The 16126-nt window shown below is 48.1% G+C and carries 17 protein-coding genes; 3 read left to right on the top strand and 14 right to left on the bottom strand.

Annotated features, from left to right (window positions below; all coding sequences use genetic code 11):
* Positions 1–33: 33 nt before the first annotated feature.
* Both ACOMHB_RS10255 and ACOMHB_RS10250 read left to right on the top strand, forming a co-directional pair.
* Positions 34–1017, top strand: a complete 984-nt coding sequence (locus tag ACOMHB_RS10255) for a transposase (RefSeq protein WP_448216535.1) — start codon at positions 34–36, stop codon at positions 1015–1017.
* A 327-nt stretch (positions 1018–1344) separates the two neighbouring features.
* Positions 1345–1632 (top strand): hypothetical protein, encoded by a 288-nt coding sequence (locus ACOMHB_RS10250; RefSeq protein WP_448216534.1) that lies wholly within the window; start codon positions 1345–1347, stop codon positions 1630–1632.
* Positions 1633–1749: 117 nt separating this feature from the next.
* Here ACOMHB_RS10250 and ccmI read toward each other — a convergent pair whose 3' ends face one another.
* The 12 genes from ccmI to ACOMHB_RS10190 all read right to left on the bottom strand — a co-directional run bounded on the left by ccmI (position 1750) and on the right by ACOMHB_RS10190 (position 11695).
* Positions 1750–2919 (bottom strand): c-type cytochrome biogenesis protein CcmI, encoded by a 1170-nt coding sequence (ccmI, locus tag ACOMHB_RS10245; RefSeq protein ID WP_448216533.1) that lies wholly within the window; start codon positions 2917–2919, stop codon positions 1750–1752.
* The gene (locus ACOMHB_RS10240) at positions 2916–3446 is read right to left on the bottom strand and encodes a cytochrome c-type biogenesis protein (protein ID WP_448216532.1); all 531 of its coding nucleotides are present in this window, start codon (positions 3444–3446) and stop codon (positions 2916–2918) included. Before ACOMHB_RS10240 ends, ccmI begins: the two co-directional genes overlap by 4 nt.
* Entirely contained in the window at positions 3443–3985 is a 543-nt protein-coding gene (locus tag ACOMHB_RS10235; protein ID WP_448216531.1) for a DsbE family thiol:disulfide interchange protein, read from the bottom strand. The genes ACOMHB_RS10240 and ACOMHB_RS10235 overlap by 4 nt, the downstream gene beginning before the upstream one ends.
* Positions 3982–6000: a heme lyase CcmF/NrfE family subunit gene (locus ACOMHB_RS10230; protein ID WP_422474642.1), complete on the bottom strand. Its 2019-nt coding sequence runs from the start codon at positions 5998–6000 to the stop codon at positions 3982–3984. The genes ACOMHB_RS10235 and ACOMHB_RS10230 overlap by 4 nt, the downstream gene beginning before the upstream one ends.
* Positions 6000–6533 carry a cytochrome c maturation protein CcmE gene (gene ccmE, locus ACOMHB_RS10225; protein ID WP_422133157.1) on the bottom strand — a complete coding sequence of 178 codons (534 nt, stop codon included), beginning with the start codon at positions 6531–6533 and terminating at the stop codon, positions 6000–6002. Before ccmE ends, ACOMHB_RS10230 begins: the two co-directional genes overlap by 1 nt.
* A complete protein-coding gene (ccmD, locus tag ACOMHB_RS10220; RefSeq protein ID WP_448216530.1) occupies positions 6530–6835 on the bottom strand; it encodes a heme exporter protein CcmD in 306 nt (101 codons plus the stop codon). The genes ccmE and ccmD overlap by 4 nt, the downstream gene beginning before the upstream one ends.
* A gap of 5 nt (positions 6836–6840) precedes the next feature.
* Complete coding sequence (locus ACOMHB_RS10215; protein WP_448216529.1) at positions 6841–7590, bottom strand: heme ABC transporter permease; 750 nt, start codon at positions 7588–7590, stop codon at positions 6841–6843.
* Positions 7591–7621: 31 nt separating this feature from the next.
* Entirely contained in the window at positions 7622–8329 is a 708-nt protein-coding gene (gene ccmB, locus ACOMHB_RS10210) for a heme exporter protein CcmB (RefSeq protein ID WP_448216528.1), read from the bottom strand.
* The gene (gene ccmA, locus ACOMHB_RS10205) at positions 8326–8994 is read right to left on the bottom strand and encodes a cytochrome c biogenesis heme-transporting ATPase CcmA (protein ID WP_448216527.1); all 669 of its coding nucleotides are present in this window, start codon (positions 8992–8994) and stop codon (positions 8326–8328) included. Before ccmA ends, ccmB begins: the two co-directional genes overlap by 4 nt.
* A gap of 582 nt (positions 8995–9576) precedes the next feature.
* Positions 9577–9978, bottom strand: coding sequence for a hypothetical protein (locus ACOMHB_RS10200; protein ID WP_448216526.1), 402 nt, complete (start codon positions 9976–9978; stop codon positions 9577–9579).
* A gap of 81 nt (positions 9979–10059) precedes the next feature.
* Positions 10060–11109, bottom strand: a complete 1050-nt coding sequence (locus ACOMHB_RS10195; protein WP_448216525.1) for a type IV pili methyl-accepting chemotaxis transducer N-terminal domain-containing protein — start codon at positions 11107–11109, stop codon at positions 10060–10062.
* 181 nt (positions 11110–11290) lie between these two features.
* The gene (locus ACOMHB_RS10190; RefSeq protein WP_448216524.1) at positions 11291–11695 is read right to left on the bottom strand and encodes a hypothetical protein; all 405 of its coding nucleotides are present in this window, start codon (positions 11693–11695) and stop codon (positions 11291–11293) included.
* Between the two features lie 828 nt (positions 11696–12523).
* On the opposite strand from ACOMHB_RS10190, the gene ACOMHB_RS10185 reads away from it, so the two are divergent.
* Positions 12524–14521: a hypothetical protein gene (locus ACOMHB_RS10185; protein WP_448216523.1), complete on the top strand. Its 1998-nt coding sequence runs from the start codon at positions 12524–12526 to the stop codon at positions 14519–14521.
* Positions 14522–14606: 85 nt separating this feature from the next.
* On the opposite strand, the gene ACOMHB_RS10180 is transcribed toward ACOMHB_RS10185, so the two are convergent.
* Both ACOMHB_RS10180 and ACOMHB_RS10175 read right to left on the bottom strand, forming a co-directional pair.
* Positions 14607–15119: a rhodanese-like domain-containing protein gene (locus ACOMHB_RS10180; RefSeq protein ID WP_448216522.1), complete on the bottom strand. Its 513-nt coding sequence runs from the start codon at positions 15117–15119 to the stop codon at positions 14607–14609.
* A gap of 259 nt (positions 15120–15378) precedes the next feature.
* Positions 15379–16125 carry an RNA polymerase sigma factor FliA gene (locus ACOMHB_RS10175; RefSeq protein WP_448216521.1) on the bottom strand — a complete coding sequence of 249 codons (747 nt, stop codon included), beginning with the start codon at positions 16123–16125 and terminating at the stop codon, positions 15379–15381.
* Position 16126 lies beyond the last annotated feature (1 nt).

Raw genomic sequence — 16126 nt, 5'->3', positions numbered from 1 at the left:
TACGATTGATTTTTTTCCCAAACAGGTGAGTTCATGGCCCAAGCTCGCAATACTCTGATTGACCCCGGCTCAACGCCTTATTACCACTGTATGGCAAGATGTGTTCGTCAGGCTTACCTCTGCGGAGAGAACCACCTGACTGGCAAGAACTACGAGCATCGCCGCCAGTGGGTGGTGGATAAACTCCGGGAACTGGTTTCAGTCTTTGCTATCGAAGTCTGCGCTTACGCTGTCATGTCGAATCATTATCATGTGGTTTTGCACATCAATCAGTCATCTGCCAGAGGCTGGTCACGGAATGAAGTGCTTCATCGTTGGACGACCTTGTTCGCAGGCCCGCTTCTGGTGCAAAGGCATCTGGCCGCTGACAAACTGGGCAGCGCTGAGTTGGCCCGTATCGATGAATATGCTGAGGAATACCGACGTCGTTTAATGGATATCAGCTGGTTTATGCGCTGCCTGAATGAACATCTTGCTCGTGAGGCTAATAAAGAAGACCAGTGTAAAGGACGCTTCTGGGAAGGACGCTTTAAAAGCCAGGCATTGCTGGACGAAGCAGCGTTACTGACCTGCATGACCTACGTTGACTTGAATCCGATTCGGGCTGGAAAGGTAGAAACACCGGAAGAATCAGACTACACGTCGATTCAGGAACGAGTGGAGCAGATTGAACATTCTGAAACCAAAAGGCAGCCGCTGACCCTGAAACCTTTCTGTTTACAAGGACAGGATACGGACGTTGCCCTTCCCTACCTTCTTCACGACTATCTGGAACTGGTTGACTGGAGTGGCCGCGTTGTCAGGACAGATAAGAAAGGTTCCATCCCGTCGTGTACCCCTCCTATTCTTGAAAGATTGGACATTGATCCGGATGAGTGGCTGAAAACCATGCAATGGAATAATCGTTTTTATCGGGCAGTTGGCCGTCTGGAAGCGATGAAGGCCTTTGCACTTGAAGTTGGACAGAAGTGGCTTCGAGGGTTAAACGCCTGCAGTCGTTTGTACCTGACAGGTTAGCGTAGAAGTCAGTTAAGGAATTAAACACTTTCTCTTTATCCTTCCTCGACTTTAAGTCGGAATAGGTTTGTATTGTCTAAATCATGGCTTGAGCAGCCTCTGTTCGTCGAATCCTGTTGTGTGGCTCGGTGATAAGCTATTCGAAGATAGGTTTTCAGATCCTTTTTTGGGGATACAGTTTTTAAATGTTTTATTCAATGGGTGTTTTATTTTTTATGGTTTTTTTTGGGTGTCTTATTTTTTTTTTTTTTTGAACCTGCCCCTTTGATAACAACGTCTATAATTGCCTATCACTCTTAATAAATACAAGACAGGAAAACACTCACTATGACAAAACTACTGCTCTTACCGACAACAACAATCATACTGTGCAGCCTTTTAGCAGGCTGTGTCACCGAACCAATGGTTCAGGATGACAGCTTCTATAACGACCAGCGCCCCGCTCCGGTATTGACTGAGGAAGAATCTGGCATCAGCCGCCAGAACCGCATCAATCACAACCAATACAGGATGAAACATGACCGACGGATGGACTATCAGTCCTCTCCCGGACCACAGACCATGCCCTCCTGGAAAATGACCTTTCCTAACATTGAGCCGGTCATCAGAGACTGAATCACATTGAACAGGCACGAAGAGGTAGAAATGGAACGAGGTGAACAGAAAGAAAAATAACGCTGCCCGGTCAGTCAACGAGGCAGCAAATTTAAAGAATTTAGAAGGGCAGCAAGATCAGCTGGCAGGTGCAATCCGCAGCTGGATGACGCCGTTATCCTTGATTTTCACATCACGCACCTCAGCCTGATAATCAGCCTGAGCCACATCGCCTGAAAGTGTAATACGAGCGACCACATCCAGACTTTCTGAATCCGACAGGCTGCCTGAGCCCATCATCATGGCGGCGTTATCGTCCAGTATCACCTCTTTGGGAAGGTCACTGACCTGCAGAGGAACAGCAGCAATAGGGGGCTTTTTGGCACCGCTCTCACGAGCAAAAACAATGACTCTGGCTTTGCCAGGAAGGTCACTGAGTTCAGGCGCCAACTCGACATTGATCCGCAATTCTGCAACCGTTTCACCCATCAGCTTGCGTGCTTTGGTAATACCGGCAGACAAGGACTGTCGGGCAGCCATATCATTTTCAAAAGAGAGGGCTTTGGTCCAGGCCTGAACTGCCTGCTGGAAGTCTTCCTGCTCAAAAGCATCAATACCCTTGAGCCCTAATGCCGTGGTGTTGCTTTCATCCTTGCTCAGTGCATCCTGATAGAGGCCACGCACCTCACCATTGATCTGGTTGCGGTTCGCCAGGAACAGCACCTGAGCCAGTTGGGCCGCCGCCTGAGGACTGCCTTCGGTGACGGTGTAAAGCTTCTTATAAGCGTCAATCGCCTTATTAACCTCACCCCTGGCCATGTAACCACTTGCCAGCATATACCAGGCCTGGGCATTGTCAGGTCGCTTGTCACTCCAGGCTTCCAGGGTAGAGATCATCTCTTCATGGGGCACATCCCGGTTCATCATCTCAACGACAGACAGTTCTGTCTGTGAACCGAGGTAAAGGTAAACGGGCACAGCGATGGCTGGAATCAGGAAGGCCAGAAACAGAGCCAGGCCTTTGTTACTACTGCCGGTGTAACTGAGCTTCTCTTTCTTATCAGCCACATCCTCCAGCAGCTTCTTTTCCAGCTCAGTGCGAATCTGTTCAGCATCTTCCGGTGTCAGCAAACCCTGATCCAGCTGCTTTTTCAGTTCGGCTTCCTGCTCCTTGAAATAAGCAATATTGGAAGCCTTGTCAGAAACACCCTGATCCGCACTGCGTCGACTGCGGAGCCACAGTGGCACAACTACGAGAGCCATACCCATGAGAGTTAAAATGGAAGCGATTATCCAGAACTGCGTCATTTATCTTTACCACCCAGTATCTTTTCCAGCACGGCTTTGTCCTGCTCGTCCAGCGTTTCATCTTCGATCCCGGGACGATGCTGTTTCAGGATTCTGAACAGTATGAAAATGCCCAGCAACAGCAGAATCAGAGGACCAAACCAGAGGGCGATGGTGCGGGCATCCATTCGGGGCTTGTAGAGTACAAAGTCACCGTACCGATCCAGCATAAACTGGATAACGGTGTCATCATCAGCCTTCTCTTCAACAATCATACGGTGAACTTCACGACGCAGATCCTGAGCAATAGGCGCATTGGAATCAGCAATAGACTGATTCTGACATTGAGGGCAGCGCAGTTCTTCGTTCAGACGGAAAAACTGCTCCTGCTGCCGGGGAGAATCAAACTGGTAGTTATCAATGACCCCGGCGAAGGCGCCCGGGCTGACCAGCACCGCGAGAAACAGCGCCACTATGAGTCTGAAAGATAGAGTGACACTTGCAGATTTCAGCAGCGATGAGTGCCTGAACAAATAGTCGTGAGTCATTGCACTAACTCCTTCTGCAGGGCGTCGTAACGAGGCTTGAGATCTTCCTTCCAGACCCGGTTATCAATAATCCCGATGTGCTTGTGGCGAATCACACCCTTTTTGTCGATCAGAAAGGTTTCCGGTGCGCCGTAAACACCCAGGTCCAGACCCAGCCTGCCATCCTTATCAACAATGTTAAAAAGGTAAGGATCTTCGAGGCGATCCAGCCACTTCAGAGCATCCTGACGCTCATCCTTGTAGTTGACGCCAACAATATTGATGCCTTCCCGGGCAAGCTTTACCAGGTAAGGGTGCTCAACCTTACAGGCCGGACACCATGAACCCCAGACATTCAGCAGCAGAACCTTGCCTTTCAACGCTGCTTCAGTAACGCTCTGTTCAGGCTGCTTCAGCTTTTTGAGGCTGAATTCCGGAACAGGTTTATTCAGCAGCATAGAAGGCAGTTCACTTTTATCTTCCATGAACAAACCGATATAAAGCAGCACACAGAACGTCAGAAAGAAACCTAATGGTAGAAACAGTTTCCAACGCTTCACGCCTGACCTCCTGTCGTGATGGCCGCATCCTTACCTGAATCCCGGGAGGGCTTTTTGTTACCCAGTAAAGCCTCTTTCCTGTTCCTGAGACGGACACGATATCGCTTGTCAGAAATCGCCAACAAACCACCCAGAGCCATAAAGATCGAACCCAGCCAGATGAAACGAACATAAGGCTTAACGTGGAGACGGACTGCCCAACTATCGCCACCCAGTGGCTCGCCCAGGGCGACATAGAGATCACGGGTTAAGCCCGGATCAATATCCGCATCAGTCATCGGCATGTTCTGCACGGTATAAATACGCTTTTCCGGTTCGAGGACAGCTATTTTCTTCTCATCTTCAAAGACACTTATAGTGCCGTAGTCCGCTACATAGTTAGGCCCCTGACGCTGACTCACACCATCAAACCGGAAGACGTATTCGCCGACCTGGGCAGAGTCACCCGGACTCATTCGCAGATCTTTTTGAACACTGTAACCAGACGTCAGTGCCACACCAATAAAGGTAACCGCCAGACCCAAGTGTGCCAGCTGCATGCCATAGTAGGCTGGCTTGAGCTTTGTCAGTCCTCTCAGCAGACCGGTATTACGGGTTTTATTACGTACATCCTTGCCAATGGTGAGTACCATCCAGAGGACAAGCCCAATCGCCAGCGCTTCACTCACCCGGAAGCGATCTCCGTACAGGAAGCTGAATGCGACGCCGCCGATCACAGAGACAATAAGAATCCAGCGCACCTGCTGTTTCAGCCAGCTGACGGAGCCTTTTTTCCAGTTCAGCAGAATACCGATACCCAGACAGGCAGCCAGCAGCATGGCGAGAGGAACAAACAGCAGATTAAAGTAGGGAGGGCCTACAGAAATCATGCCCAGATCCAAGGCATCCAGCAGCAGTGGGAACATAGTACCCAGCAGTACCGTGGCGCAGCTGGTCACCAGAATAATGTTATTCAGCAACAGCAGGGTTTCACGGGAAAGCAGGGAGAAACTGATTTTACTTCTCACTTCCGGTGCCCTGAATGCAAACAGGGTCAGGGAAGCACCCACCACCACCAGCAGATAGCCCAGAATAAAGAGACCACGCTCAGGATCGTTGGCAAAGGCGTGAACCGAGGTCAGCACACCGGAACGAACCAGGAAAGTACCGAACAGACTCAGGGAAAATGTGGTGATCGCCAGCAGCAGTGTCCAGCTCTTGAACAGCCCGCGTTTTTCAGTCACTGCCAAAGAGTGAATCAGTGCCGTACCCGTCAGCCATGGCATCAGGGAAGCATTTTCCACAGGGTCCCAGAACCACCAGCCACCCCAGCCCAGCTCGTAATAGGCCCACCAGCTACCGAGGGAAATACCTGCTGTCAGGAAACACCATGCCACAGTTGTCCAGGGGCGAGCCCAGCGTGCCCAGGCGCTGTCCAGCTGGCCACCGAGCAATGCCGCAATAGCAAAGGCAAAAGCGACCGCAAAACCAACATAGCCCATATACAACATGGGCGGATGCACAATCATACCCAGATCCTGCAGCAGCGGGTTCAGATCAGAACCGTCGGCAGGAGGAAATGGCAGAATACGGGCGAACGGGTTTGAGGTCAGCAGGATAAACAGCATAAAGCCAACGCTGATCATACCCATGACCGATAACACTCTTGCAGACAGTTCCGGAGGCAGTTTATTACTGCGCAGAGCAACCGCCTGTCCCCAACCGGTCAGGGTCAGAACCCAGAGCAACAGAGAACCTTCATGGCCACCCCAGACGGCAGTGACCTTGTAGTAAACAGGCAACAGGGAGTTCGAGTTGCTGGCTACGTACTGAACCGAAAAGTCATCCGAAAGAAAAGCAACTACCAGACACATGAACGACAACAGGACAAAAACAAACTGACCTGTTGCCAGCGTTTTACCGGTAGCCATCCAGTTCAGTCGGCCATTGTAGCTACCTGCCAGTGGGATAATACTTTGCAGCAGAGCCAGACAGGTTGCCAGTATCAGGGCAAACAGCCCCAGTTCAGGATTCATTACTTGCTCTCCGATGCCTGAGAGTGAAGGCTCTCAAGGGGCTGTTGACTCTCCTGTGGGTATGACGGGGCGCCATCAGGCTTATCTGACGGATTGCCTGACTTCGAACCATGAGCTTTGTCGATGGCCTTCTGTACTTCCGGAGGCATATAGTTTTCATCATGCTTGGCTAACAGCTCCTCGGCTACAAAACGACGGTTTTCATCCAGTTTGCCGGTTCCGACAATGCCCTGACCTTCTTTGAAAAGGTCTGGCAGGATTCCGGTATATTCCACTTCCACTTCGCCATCGCCATCACTGATTCGGAATCTGGCTTTCAGGCTGTTCGGATCACGTATGACCGAACCCGGAACGACGATACCGCCACCACGGATCCTCTGACCGACGGGCGCTTCGCCTCTGGCCATCTGGGCTGGAGAAAAGTAATGGTTGATGTTTTCCTTCAGGGCAAACAGAGCAAGAGCCACAGCAATACCGACGCCGGCCACCAATAAAAGCACTAATAATAAGCGTTGTTTGCGAACTGGATTCATTCCACTTCTCCCTCCCGGACACCTTGATCTTCAATGTTGACTCTGTCTTCCCGCTGACGGGTTATTGTCATTTTTTGCTTTCTGTCAGCTGTCAAGCTTTGGCGCCTGTTCGCTGTTAAGCTCCGGTCTCTGGACCGGCTGCTGCGCACCTGACGCAGAACCTGGGAAAGGATCCGCTTTCTGGCCCGCAACGGAGAAATTATGTTGTAGGCAATGATCAGTACACCAATGCCGTAGGCCGCCCAAACAAAAACACCGTGACCATCCATGTGTATCAAACTGGCCAGACTTTCAAAATACATAGTTTTCAGTTCTCCAGTTTGGCCAATACGGTCTTGTGAACCCATTTGGTTCGGCGCTCACGGTCCAGTATTTCAGTTCGCAAACGGAGAATAAGGACGACGATAAAAAACAGATAAAAAGCCGCAATACTGATCAGCAGAGGCCAAAGCATCTCAGGTGCCATGGACGGCTTTTCAGTCAACTTGAGCGTGGCGCCCTGATGAAGGGTATTCCACCACTGGACTGAAAATTTGATGACCGGGATATTGATCACCCCAACCAGAGTCAGAATGGCACAGGCTTTTGCCGCAGTATTGGTGTTCCTCATAGCACCACGAAGAGCGATGACACCCATGTAGAGGAACAGCAGAATCAACATAGAGGTCAGCCTGGCGTCCCAAACCCACCAGGTACCCCAGGTCGGCTTGCCCCAGATAGCACCGGTTACCAGAGCCATCAGGCAGAATGAAGCCCCGATGGGTGCACAGCACTTCAGTACCATGTCAGCCAGCTTCATTTTCCATACCAGAGTGACAACCCCTGCACAGGCCATCATCACGTAGATAGCAGAAGCCAGAAAGGCGGTAGGAACGTGGATAAATATGATCCGGTAACTATTGCCTTGCAGATAGTCCGGTGGCGCAAACATCAGACCCCAGATCAAGCCGGTGGCCATCAACAGGGCTGCCAGAATGGCCAACCAGGGCAACCACTTGCCACTGATCTCGTAAAACCATTTGGGTGATCCCAGTTTGTGAAAAAAAGTCCAGTTCATTATTTACTCTACCGTGACTGGTTCCTGTTGCTCAGTCTGCAACTATTCTCAGTGATGCGGCTATCGCCAGTGGCGCCAGACACAATCCAAACATCAGCAATGCTGCCATCCACAACAAATGCCCTGAATAGGACATACCCTCAACTGCCGTCTGAACAGCCCCTGTCCCGAATATCAAAACAGGAATATATAAAGGTAAAGACAGCAATGTCAGTAGTATTCCTCCCCTCTGAACACGCACTGTCAGCGCTGCACCAATACCTCCGGCGAGACTCATTAGGGGTGTACCCACCAGCAGACTCAGTATTAATGCAGGAAAAGCCTGAGCTGGTAAATGCAGCATCAAGGCCAGTAAGGGGGCCATAACTATCAGTGCTACGCCGGTGGTCAGCCAGTGCGCAGAAATTTTAGCCAACACCAGTAAAGGCAACGGGTGTGGCGATAACAATAGCTGATCCAGTGAGCCGTCTTCCTGGTCACTTCTGAACAGGGAATCCAGGGAGAGAAGAACCGCCAGCAGAGCGCCTATCCAGACAATGCCTCCGGCTAACTGAGACAAAAGTTCTTTTTCAGGGGCGATACCCAGAGGAAAAAGACTGGCGACCATCAGATAAAATGCCACCGGATTCAGAGTCTGTCCCGGTGTCCGAAAGGCCAGGACCAGGTCTCTTTTAACCAATCCCAGAAATGCCCGACCGCCCTGTAATGAGCTGCTGCCCTGCAATGAAGTGTCACTCATAACCAGGCCCCCGACTCTTCATGACCGGCCTCTTCATCGGAACTTGCATAGGCCTCAAGACGAAGCTTTCTGACCCGGTCAGACAGCTTTGACAGGCTCTGGTGGCTGGTCATCACCACAGCGCCGTTTTTTTCAATATGCCGGGCCAGCAATTGCTCAAGCCAGGCCACACCATCAACATCAATAGCCGTAAAGGGCTCATCGAGAATCCAGAGCGGCACGTTTGAAAGTGAGAGGTCTGCCAGAGCCACCCGTCTGTGCTGCCCTGCAGAAAGTTGTCCGCAGGGAACTTCTTCATAGCCAGCAAGGTTCACTTGCTCCAGCGCAGAAAAAATCCAAGGCTCCGGGTAACGTTCGTTACGAAGGTTTGAGCGCCAGAGAATATTTTCTATTGGAGTGAGTTCGGTTTTAACGGCAGGTTTGTGACCAAAGTAAAAGGTTGACAGCCGAAAGTCTGCATAAACGCTGGAAAGCTTCTGCCCCTGCCAGATCACCTCGCCACGATAATCACCACAGAGGCCTGCCAGCACTCTCAAAAGCGTGGTTTTACCGGCTCCGTTACAGCCTTCTATCTGTAGCAGCTCACCGGGGGAAAGTTGAATGGAGAGGTTTGAAAAAAGAACACGATCGTCTCGTTCACACCCCAGCTTAGCCACTTCGAGCAAGTCGTTTTCCCTAAAGTCTGTCAGTCAATTGAGTGATTCAGAGACCTGAAGCCTCTACCCCCTTATACGGCTGAAATTTCATAGCAGTTTACGATTGCTGGTAGCTGTTCAAAAAACACTCTAACAGCCATAAACCCGGGCAGGATTATATCGAAAAAGACGCTCGTTCCGAAGTAATTAACTATCTAGATTGGGTAAATTCGCTGACATTGACCTGACTCGATTCAGCTCTATGCCGTCAGTCGCAAGGGCCATCAAACGGTCGAAGAACTTCTCTCGTACCACCAGCCAGTGCACTTTTCGCTCGGTATGCAACTGTAATGAGGTCACCAGATCGTTGAGACGATCAACAAAACCGGGAACCTTATCCGCAAACGTTGGTATTTCCTCATCGCTGCCACCAATTAGTCTGTTTTCAGTGCCCGCAGAGTGTAGTCTTACCCGGCTTTTCGATTTATGCAGCCCTGAACAATGGACTCATGAAACCAGTCAATTCACCTACTGTTTCGAAGGCAATATCGCAGCGACGGGGAAAAGTTTGGGGTGTCGAGAAGAGGCCTGGCAGATGTCCTGTCAGGATAATCATTTTTTTAAACATTCTTCGTAGACTCTTTTAAGCTCGCCATGGTTGACGTCATGAAAGAGTTCATTTTTGGTTGAATACTGTTTATAAACTAACCAGTCAGTTTTATAGGTATTCACACCACCGAAATAATCTGTATCTGAAGTTTTGTTCGCTCCAGCTATGGTGATACAACACCGATAATGCACACCTGCAGGACAACCCTGATCACCCCATGTATACAGAAGAGTACATTGAGCCCCGAGGGCACCGTATGGATCACTGGCGGAGGTAAAGTACCAGAATGTACCTGAAGGAGTATATAGATCGTCGCACTCACCTTCGTTCAATTGTGAGCCCGCATAGCTGAGCTCAATAAAACCAAGGCAGACCAATAGAAGCAGTTTATATTTCCTCATCATTCCCACCCTTTCATCTATCCTGATGTACGTCAGTATAGTTTTATTAGATTTTGCGATAAGAAAATCAAAAGTTACTTTCTTTCAAAAACAGCCCGTAGCAGAGATCGTCTTGAAAAAAAGTGAAAACTGGACATCCGATGAGGGTTCTCGAATACAGTCTTCACACTGACCCGTGTTGCAGACATCATTAAAAGCCTCGCTTTGCGGAAAAATCCGCTGTAATTTCATGCTCCCTGCATTGCCAGTCAAACAGACGCAGGCACTTTTAAGTCCGAGCAGCCGCTTCCAGCGTTCCAGCAACAACGCCAGTTGATCTTCGTCGTAGGGGTTCATGCCCAACGTCCGGGACGTTTCATACATCCGGGACGTTTCATACAATAGTTGCAAAGCCGTGTTTGAATGTTCCAGTGATCGAGTCTTCCCTGATACCTGGGCCTCGAGATCACTGTAAAGAAGCGAGAGGCTGTCGGCCATGGCAGAGAAGGTCTCTGTCAGCTGCCCCATTTCATTGGCATTCTTATAGTTGAGACGCAGGTGGTTAAACTTACCAAGACGGACCTTCTTTGCCGCATAACTGAGCTGTTCAACCGGCTTGATCAGGTTCAATTGGATGTAACGTATCGTCAAAGCCCCAATGGCCAGAATGGAACAAAGTGAAAAAATCGCCAGTATCATCAGCCAGTGCAGTTTTCGCTCGGTATGCAACTGTGACGAGGTCACCAGATCGTTCAGACGATCAACAAAACCGGGAACCTTATCCGCAAACTCTCGCCATCCGACTTTATCTCGCAATAAAGGTCGCATCTCACTGTGCCATTCACTGACCAGAGCCTGATAACGACGGCCAATAATATCGGTTCTGTCAGCCAAATGCCTCAAAGTAGGACTGTCAAGGCTGCTGTCATAGATCTTGATTAACTGGCTCAATCCGTTGTGGCTGGTCTCCTCAGAGTTGACCCGGTCTACCAGACGCCATGCCTGCATTCTCAATGATCCGGCAAGGTTGATAGCGGCGGCATCACTCTCTGTGGTCGCTGCAAACCACAACGAACCACTGACACTGAGCAACCCCAAAAAACAGATGGTAATAATAGCGGCCAGCGCCTTGAACCGAATGGGCTTCAACAACATTAAATAAAGACTCGACACTCAGAGCTGTCAGACAGCTCTGAGAAAAGATTTAGACCCGGGAAGAGAGCCATGACACAAAGTCGTCACGACTTTCTCAGAACCAGTGCCGCAGACGCCACTGCCGCAGGAGTGGGGAAAAGTTTCGGGAATTGATTATCAGATAACCTCTCACAGCCATTAGTTACTCAAGATTCAAGCATTTTTCAAAGGCTTCGCTAATCTCACCACCGACGCCCCGAAAGACATCGCCTAATGTTGAGTAAACTTTATACAGCAGCCAGTCTTTGCTAAGTATGCTGACACCAGCGAAATAATTTGTATCCTGAGCTTTACTCAGTCCACCAACACCCATGCAACAGTGATAACGCTTGCCAGTAGGACAATAGCCATTGACATCGAAAAGATTACATTGATTCCCGGTGGCAGCCGTTGGATCACTGTCGGGTGCAAAATACCAAGCGTACCAATCTTTCTTATGAGGCGTGTGTAGATAGTGACAATCAAGTTCGGTCAGTTGTCGACCGGCATAACTGGTACTCATAAAACCAAGGTAAACAACAAGCAGTATTAGTTGATATTTCTTCATGGTTACCACCATTTTATCTATCTCAGTTCAAGCGCACTATAGTCTTACCCGCCAAAAAAACCGGAACCAGGTGGGACAAAGCACCCTGCCTCCGCCGCAGAGGGGGCATCAAGTTTATATTTCCTCATCATTCCCACCCTTTCATCTATCTTGATGTGCGTTAGTATAGCTTTATTAGATTTTGCGATAAGAAAATCAAAAGTTACTTTCTTTCAAAAACAGCCCATAGCAGAGATCGCCTTGAAACAACGCTGCTGAGAGTGAAAGACAGTATGTTCGACAAGAACTGTAGATTGAGCCAGCAGGCTGATGCCTTGAATACTCATGAAGGAGAGTAATCTGGCTCTGAAAAGAAAATGAATGGAACTTTTTTATAGTTGAACGATCAAACAAGCAATAAATTTAACGCTATTATCAGACTCGGAGACACATGCAATTAACCTCAGGAATTTTGCAAGCTATGTTAGCTCACACTCCATCCGATGAAAGAGCAATCTGGAAATCCAGCTCTGACAATATTCATTGACCAATGGAGGTGTAACCATGCACATCAGTAACACAATTAATACCAGCCCACTCAGTTCCCCTGCAGACTGGCAAACTGCAACTTTCCCAGTCGGGCAACAGTCTATTCTCTCTGACCGGTCGGCCATCTGCCTTTGTTATCGCCAGCAATAATCGTCTCTGTTTTTATGAACTGGCGTTCAGGATCATGCATTAAAAAATGAATGAAACAAGGGAACTTTACTGAAATCTGCCAATCTAAAATCCAATCCAAACAAGATTTACTTGCTCTGATCTGACATACACATATTAAGGAGAATTTCGATGTCACTTCCTGTTTCCAGTCACAGCACCTTAATCCATGGACGATCTGGCTCTGTACCAAAACAATCCACAAAACCGGGTAAGAAAAAACAATGGGGTCGTCGGGAAGTAAGAAAAAACACCCTTCCCCAAGAAACCACAAAGAAACAAACGGCTGCGATCCGTGGTAAAAGCTTTTCTGACATGTCGATAACAGAGCGCTTCGTTTTTGCTCTTGGTCTTTTTTCAGGCTTGCAGTCAGTGCATGCACTAAGCAATGGAAGAAGTAACGTTTGTAGCATGGCTTCCCCGGCAAAAGCTGAACTCAACACTTGCCCAAAAGCTGGCCTTCCAGACTGGGTCACAAAGTTAGAGAAAACAAACCGAAAAGATGATGCTCAGGCAGTGTGCCTGGCAGATAAGTGCTCAGCCCCCACAGAAATAATTCACAAAAAAAGAACAGCGCTTAAAAGAGAAATTCAGTCTCAGTCCTGTCACCAACCAAGCCTGATGGAGCAGATCGGTCCTGAGAATAGAATGACCGGGGTTTATAAAAAATCAGATGAGACCGGCATAGTGCTTGGTATTCAGAACCCTGAATCGGTTCCTGTAATGAAAAAATATAAAGACCTTGTCCGTTTGGAGTCCAAGACATTACAGTTAAAAAAGATTCTGGAACAGACTAACAACTACATCCATATACACAACAATGATTTCGGAATGCTTGTTTTTGATGAGAAGCAACTCACTGTTCTTAAGAAATATGAGTACTTCCCTCTAAGCCCCTGTATGAAAAATCTGCTCGATGAACTCGATAGCTACGATACGGCATTAAAACAAATTTTCATGTATCAGAAAGAATCCGGAGATTACAAAGCCTATGCTAGAGAACTGGACCACTTAATAAAAGGACGCAATACTGTATTTGTGAGCTTGTTACAATCATTAAAAAGCAAACTTGATGATTTAGAAAGACAGACATCAACTGCATTAAAAGTTAATAGTGATCACAAAAAAGAGGATATCCTGCAGCACAGAAAATACATTAATTCCCAGATTAGAAAATCTGCAGCCATTCTTAGCCCTGTAGAAATAAAAAAAATGTTCCAACAATGCATAAAGGATCGTCAAGCATGCCTCAACGAGCACAAGCGGACTGAAGCCAGGGAGCTTGCTGAAAGAGTAAGAGCCAGGAGAGAAGCAAACAACAACAGCTTTACTATGAAGCTCTTTAATTTAGCGTCTGTAGCTTCCTATACATTTTACCTTCTGTGCATGTTAGGTTCTACACTTGCATTGGTGCCTTTACCGAAAAAAATAACCCGTTACTTCGCCTACAGAAAGAAAATAGACACTAGTCGTTTGTTAGAAAAAATAATCAGAACCGAGAAAAAGAAGATGCCAGTGGACATCAAAAAATCTATGGATAAGTGCGACAACGCTCAAGACTTAGCGTTTTCAACCAAAACCAACGTCAATTACCCCGACGACTGGAAGCAGCCGTATTTACCCTTCTATCATGACTTAACACAGATCAAGAAAAAAAAACGCCCTAAAAAAAGTCGAAGTATTGGGGCAATAGCCAGGAAACTCAAGGATATCATTATGCCGAAGGACCAGTTGCCTGCGAGGCCCTGGAAAGAGGATATACCGATAGACCACCAATACATCAGACCTATTTACAAAAGAGGATTTACGCCGTCAAGTAAAGATACGGGTAAAAAAAACATTGTTGCCTATGCCTATTTTGACCCTTCATCAGATGCAATCAAAAGCACAATATCCGATAATGCCCTTAAAAAAATGCAAAGCATTCACGAAACAGGCCGGTATGCAGCCCATGAAGAAGGCGCTACAGGCTACAAATGCTTTAAATATAAGAGCGAGCCATTATGGGAGTTTAAAGTGGCTGGAGATGAACGGGTTTACGGCTTAACGATTCAGGCAAATGAAGAAGGGAGACATGCGGGTGTCGCTCCACTGGTTATATTCGACACAATATTGAATAAAAAATTATAGGCATCAACTGGCTCTTGTATACCATGGGTTTCTGCAAGTTATAAAAAAAACGCCACATGACGCCTTTTTTATAACTTGAAATAACTTATTTCATCAAAATGGACGAGAATGTCTGCGAATCACTCATATCATCTATCTTTTGCTTTCCTGGCTTCCAACTGATGACTTCTTCTGTTTCCAGTTCTGAATAAAGTGTTACCGGATAATCAAGTGCCAACCAGGAAAAGTAGCCGTCCCTGAAAAAGAACACTCTCTGGTAACCCCAGAGTGCGGCAAGGTAACTCGCTATGGCTCCCCTCATGTGGTAGGTACTGTTTCCGTAGATGACAATAGGCGTCTTTTTATCCAAAGTGCCGGGCTTAAACAGCTGTCTGAAGCCCGCCCTTAAATCCAGACTTTGAGACCGGTCAATATGCCCCCACTCCCACTGTTGATAAGGTCTCACATCTATAAATAAAGCCCCCAATTCATGAAGGCGCTTGGCCTGATGAGTGTTAATGGTAACAACGTTCTTGATATTCACTGGCGCTTCTTGTGCAGACAGGAAGCAGGAGGTAAGGGCCAGAAAGCACCCTGCAAGGTAAGAATTCCATTTCATATTAATACAGGTCCGTTATAAGACTACTTAATAAAAAAGTATATGGAGTAAGGACCTGCGTACTTGGAATAATAGGAAGCTAAAAGCTTGCTGCTCACTGCCAGAGAGCATATAGAGTCAAAAAATACCGTCTACTCTACGAATCATTCATTCCAGCCACAGGGTTTGGAGAAGCACTGACCTTGGATAGAAACAAAAAATGCTTGCTTTAGAGCTTGGGGACCCCATACCCACGAGTCCCCACAGGTACACTGGTGGTTTAACCTAACCAGTGATGGAGCTTGGCTCTTAATCTGACGGCTGCCTGAGAGTGAATCTGGCTGACCCTGGACTCACTGACGCCCAGAACCTTACCAATTTCCTTGAGATTCATCTCCTCATCGTAATACAGCATCAAGACCAGCTTTTCCCGCTCGGGTAACTTCTCTAAAGCTTCTACCAGGGCATACTTGAACTTCTCTTCCTGAATATCGGCTGATGGGCCTCTATCTCCAGAGCGAGCCTGCATTCTGGACTCTTCGCTGTCGAACAGTTCTTCAAAACTGAACAGTCGGCAACCACGAAGGTCACTGAGAATGGTGTAGAACTCATCCAGATTGACTTCCAGCTCCTTGGCCACTTCGAAGTCTCTGGCATCTCTTCCAAGGCGGGCTTCAACCTTCTGAATCGCCTCAGTCACTCTGCGACTGTTTCTGTAAACGGATCTTGGCCCCCAGTCACCTTTTCGGATTTCATCCAGCATGGCACCACGGATACGAATGCCCGCAAATGTTTCGAAACTGGCACCTTTACTGGCATCGTACTTTGAGGCCGCTTCCAGCAGACCGATCATGCCTGATTGAACCAGGTCATCGATCTGAACGCTGGCCGGCATCCTCGCGGCCAGATGATTCGCAATTCTTTTTACCAGAGCCTTATGAGTTTCAACCATTTCGGTCTGAATCAGTTTCTGACTCTTTTCCTGATTGGCTTGAGTTGCCTGCACTCCCTGTGCTGTAGCATCCATG

This window comes from Endozoicomonas sp. 2B-B (assembly GCF_053470045.1).
The sequence above is the reverse complement of the archived record's forward strand: the minus strand, read 5'-3'. Positions and strand labels throughout refer to the sequence as shown.

Coding starts and splice junctions, on each gene's coding strand:
- ACOMHB_RS10255 (WP_448216535.1), top strand. CDS start 34: ATGGCCCAAGCTCGCAATACTCTGATTGACCCCGGCTCAACGCCTTAT.
- ACOMHB_RS10250 (WP_448216534.1), top strand. CDS start 1,345: ATGACAAAACTACTGCTCTTACCGACAACAACAATCATACTGTGCAGC.
- ccmI (WP_448216533.1), bottom strand. CDS start 2,919: ATGACGCAGTTCTGGATAATCGCTTCCATTTTAACTCTCATGGGTATG.
- ACOMHB_RS10240 (WP_448216532.1), bottom strand. CDS start 3,446: ATGACTCACGACTATTTGTTCAGGCACTCATCGCTGCTGAAATCTGCA.
- ACOMHB_RS10230 (WP_422474642.1), bottom strand. CDS start 6,000: ATGAATCCTGAACTGGGGCTGTTTGCCCTGATACTGGCAACCTGTCTG.
- ccmE (WP_422133157.1), bottom strand. CDS start 6,533: ATGAATCCAGTTCGCAAACAACGCTTATTATTAGTGCTTTTATTGGTG.
- ccmD (WP_448216530.1), bottom strand. CDS start 6,835: ATGTATTTTGAAAGTCTGGCCAGTTTGATACACATGGATGGTCACGGT.
- ACOMHB_RS10215 (WP_448216529.1), bottom strand. CDS start 7,590: ATGAACTGGACTTTTTTTCACAAACTGGGATCACCCAAATGGTTTTAC.
- ccmB (WP_448216528.1), bottom strand. CDS start 8,329: ATGAGTGACACTTCATTGCAGGGCAGCAGCTCATTACAGGGCGGTCGG.
- ACOMHB_RS10200 (WP_448216526.1), bottom strand. CDS start 9,978: ATGATGAGGAAATATAAACTGCTTCTATTGGTCTGCCTTGGTTTTATT.
- ACOMHB_RS10195 (WP_448216525.1), bottom strand. CDS start 11,109: ATGTTGTTGAAGCCCATTCGGTTCAAGGCGCTGGCCGCTATTATTACC.
- ACOMHB_RS10190 (WP_448216524.1), bottom strand. CDS start 11,695: ATGAAGAAATATCAACTAATACTGCTTGTTGTTTACCTTGGTTTTATG.
- ACOMHB_RS10185 (WP_448216523.1), top strand. CDS start 12,524: ATGTCACTTCCTGTTTCCAGTCACAGCACCTTAATCCATGGACGATCT.
- ACOMHB_RS10180 (WP_448216522.1), bottom strand. CDS start 15,119: ATGAAATGGAATTCTTACCTTGCAGGGTGCTTTCTGGCCCTTACCTCC.
- ACOMHB_RS10175 (WP_448216521.1), bottom strand. CDS start 16,125: ATGGATGCTACAGCACAGGGAGTGCAGGCAACTCAAGCCAATCAGGAA.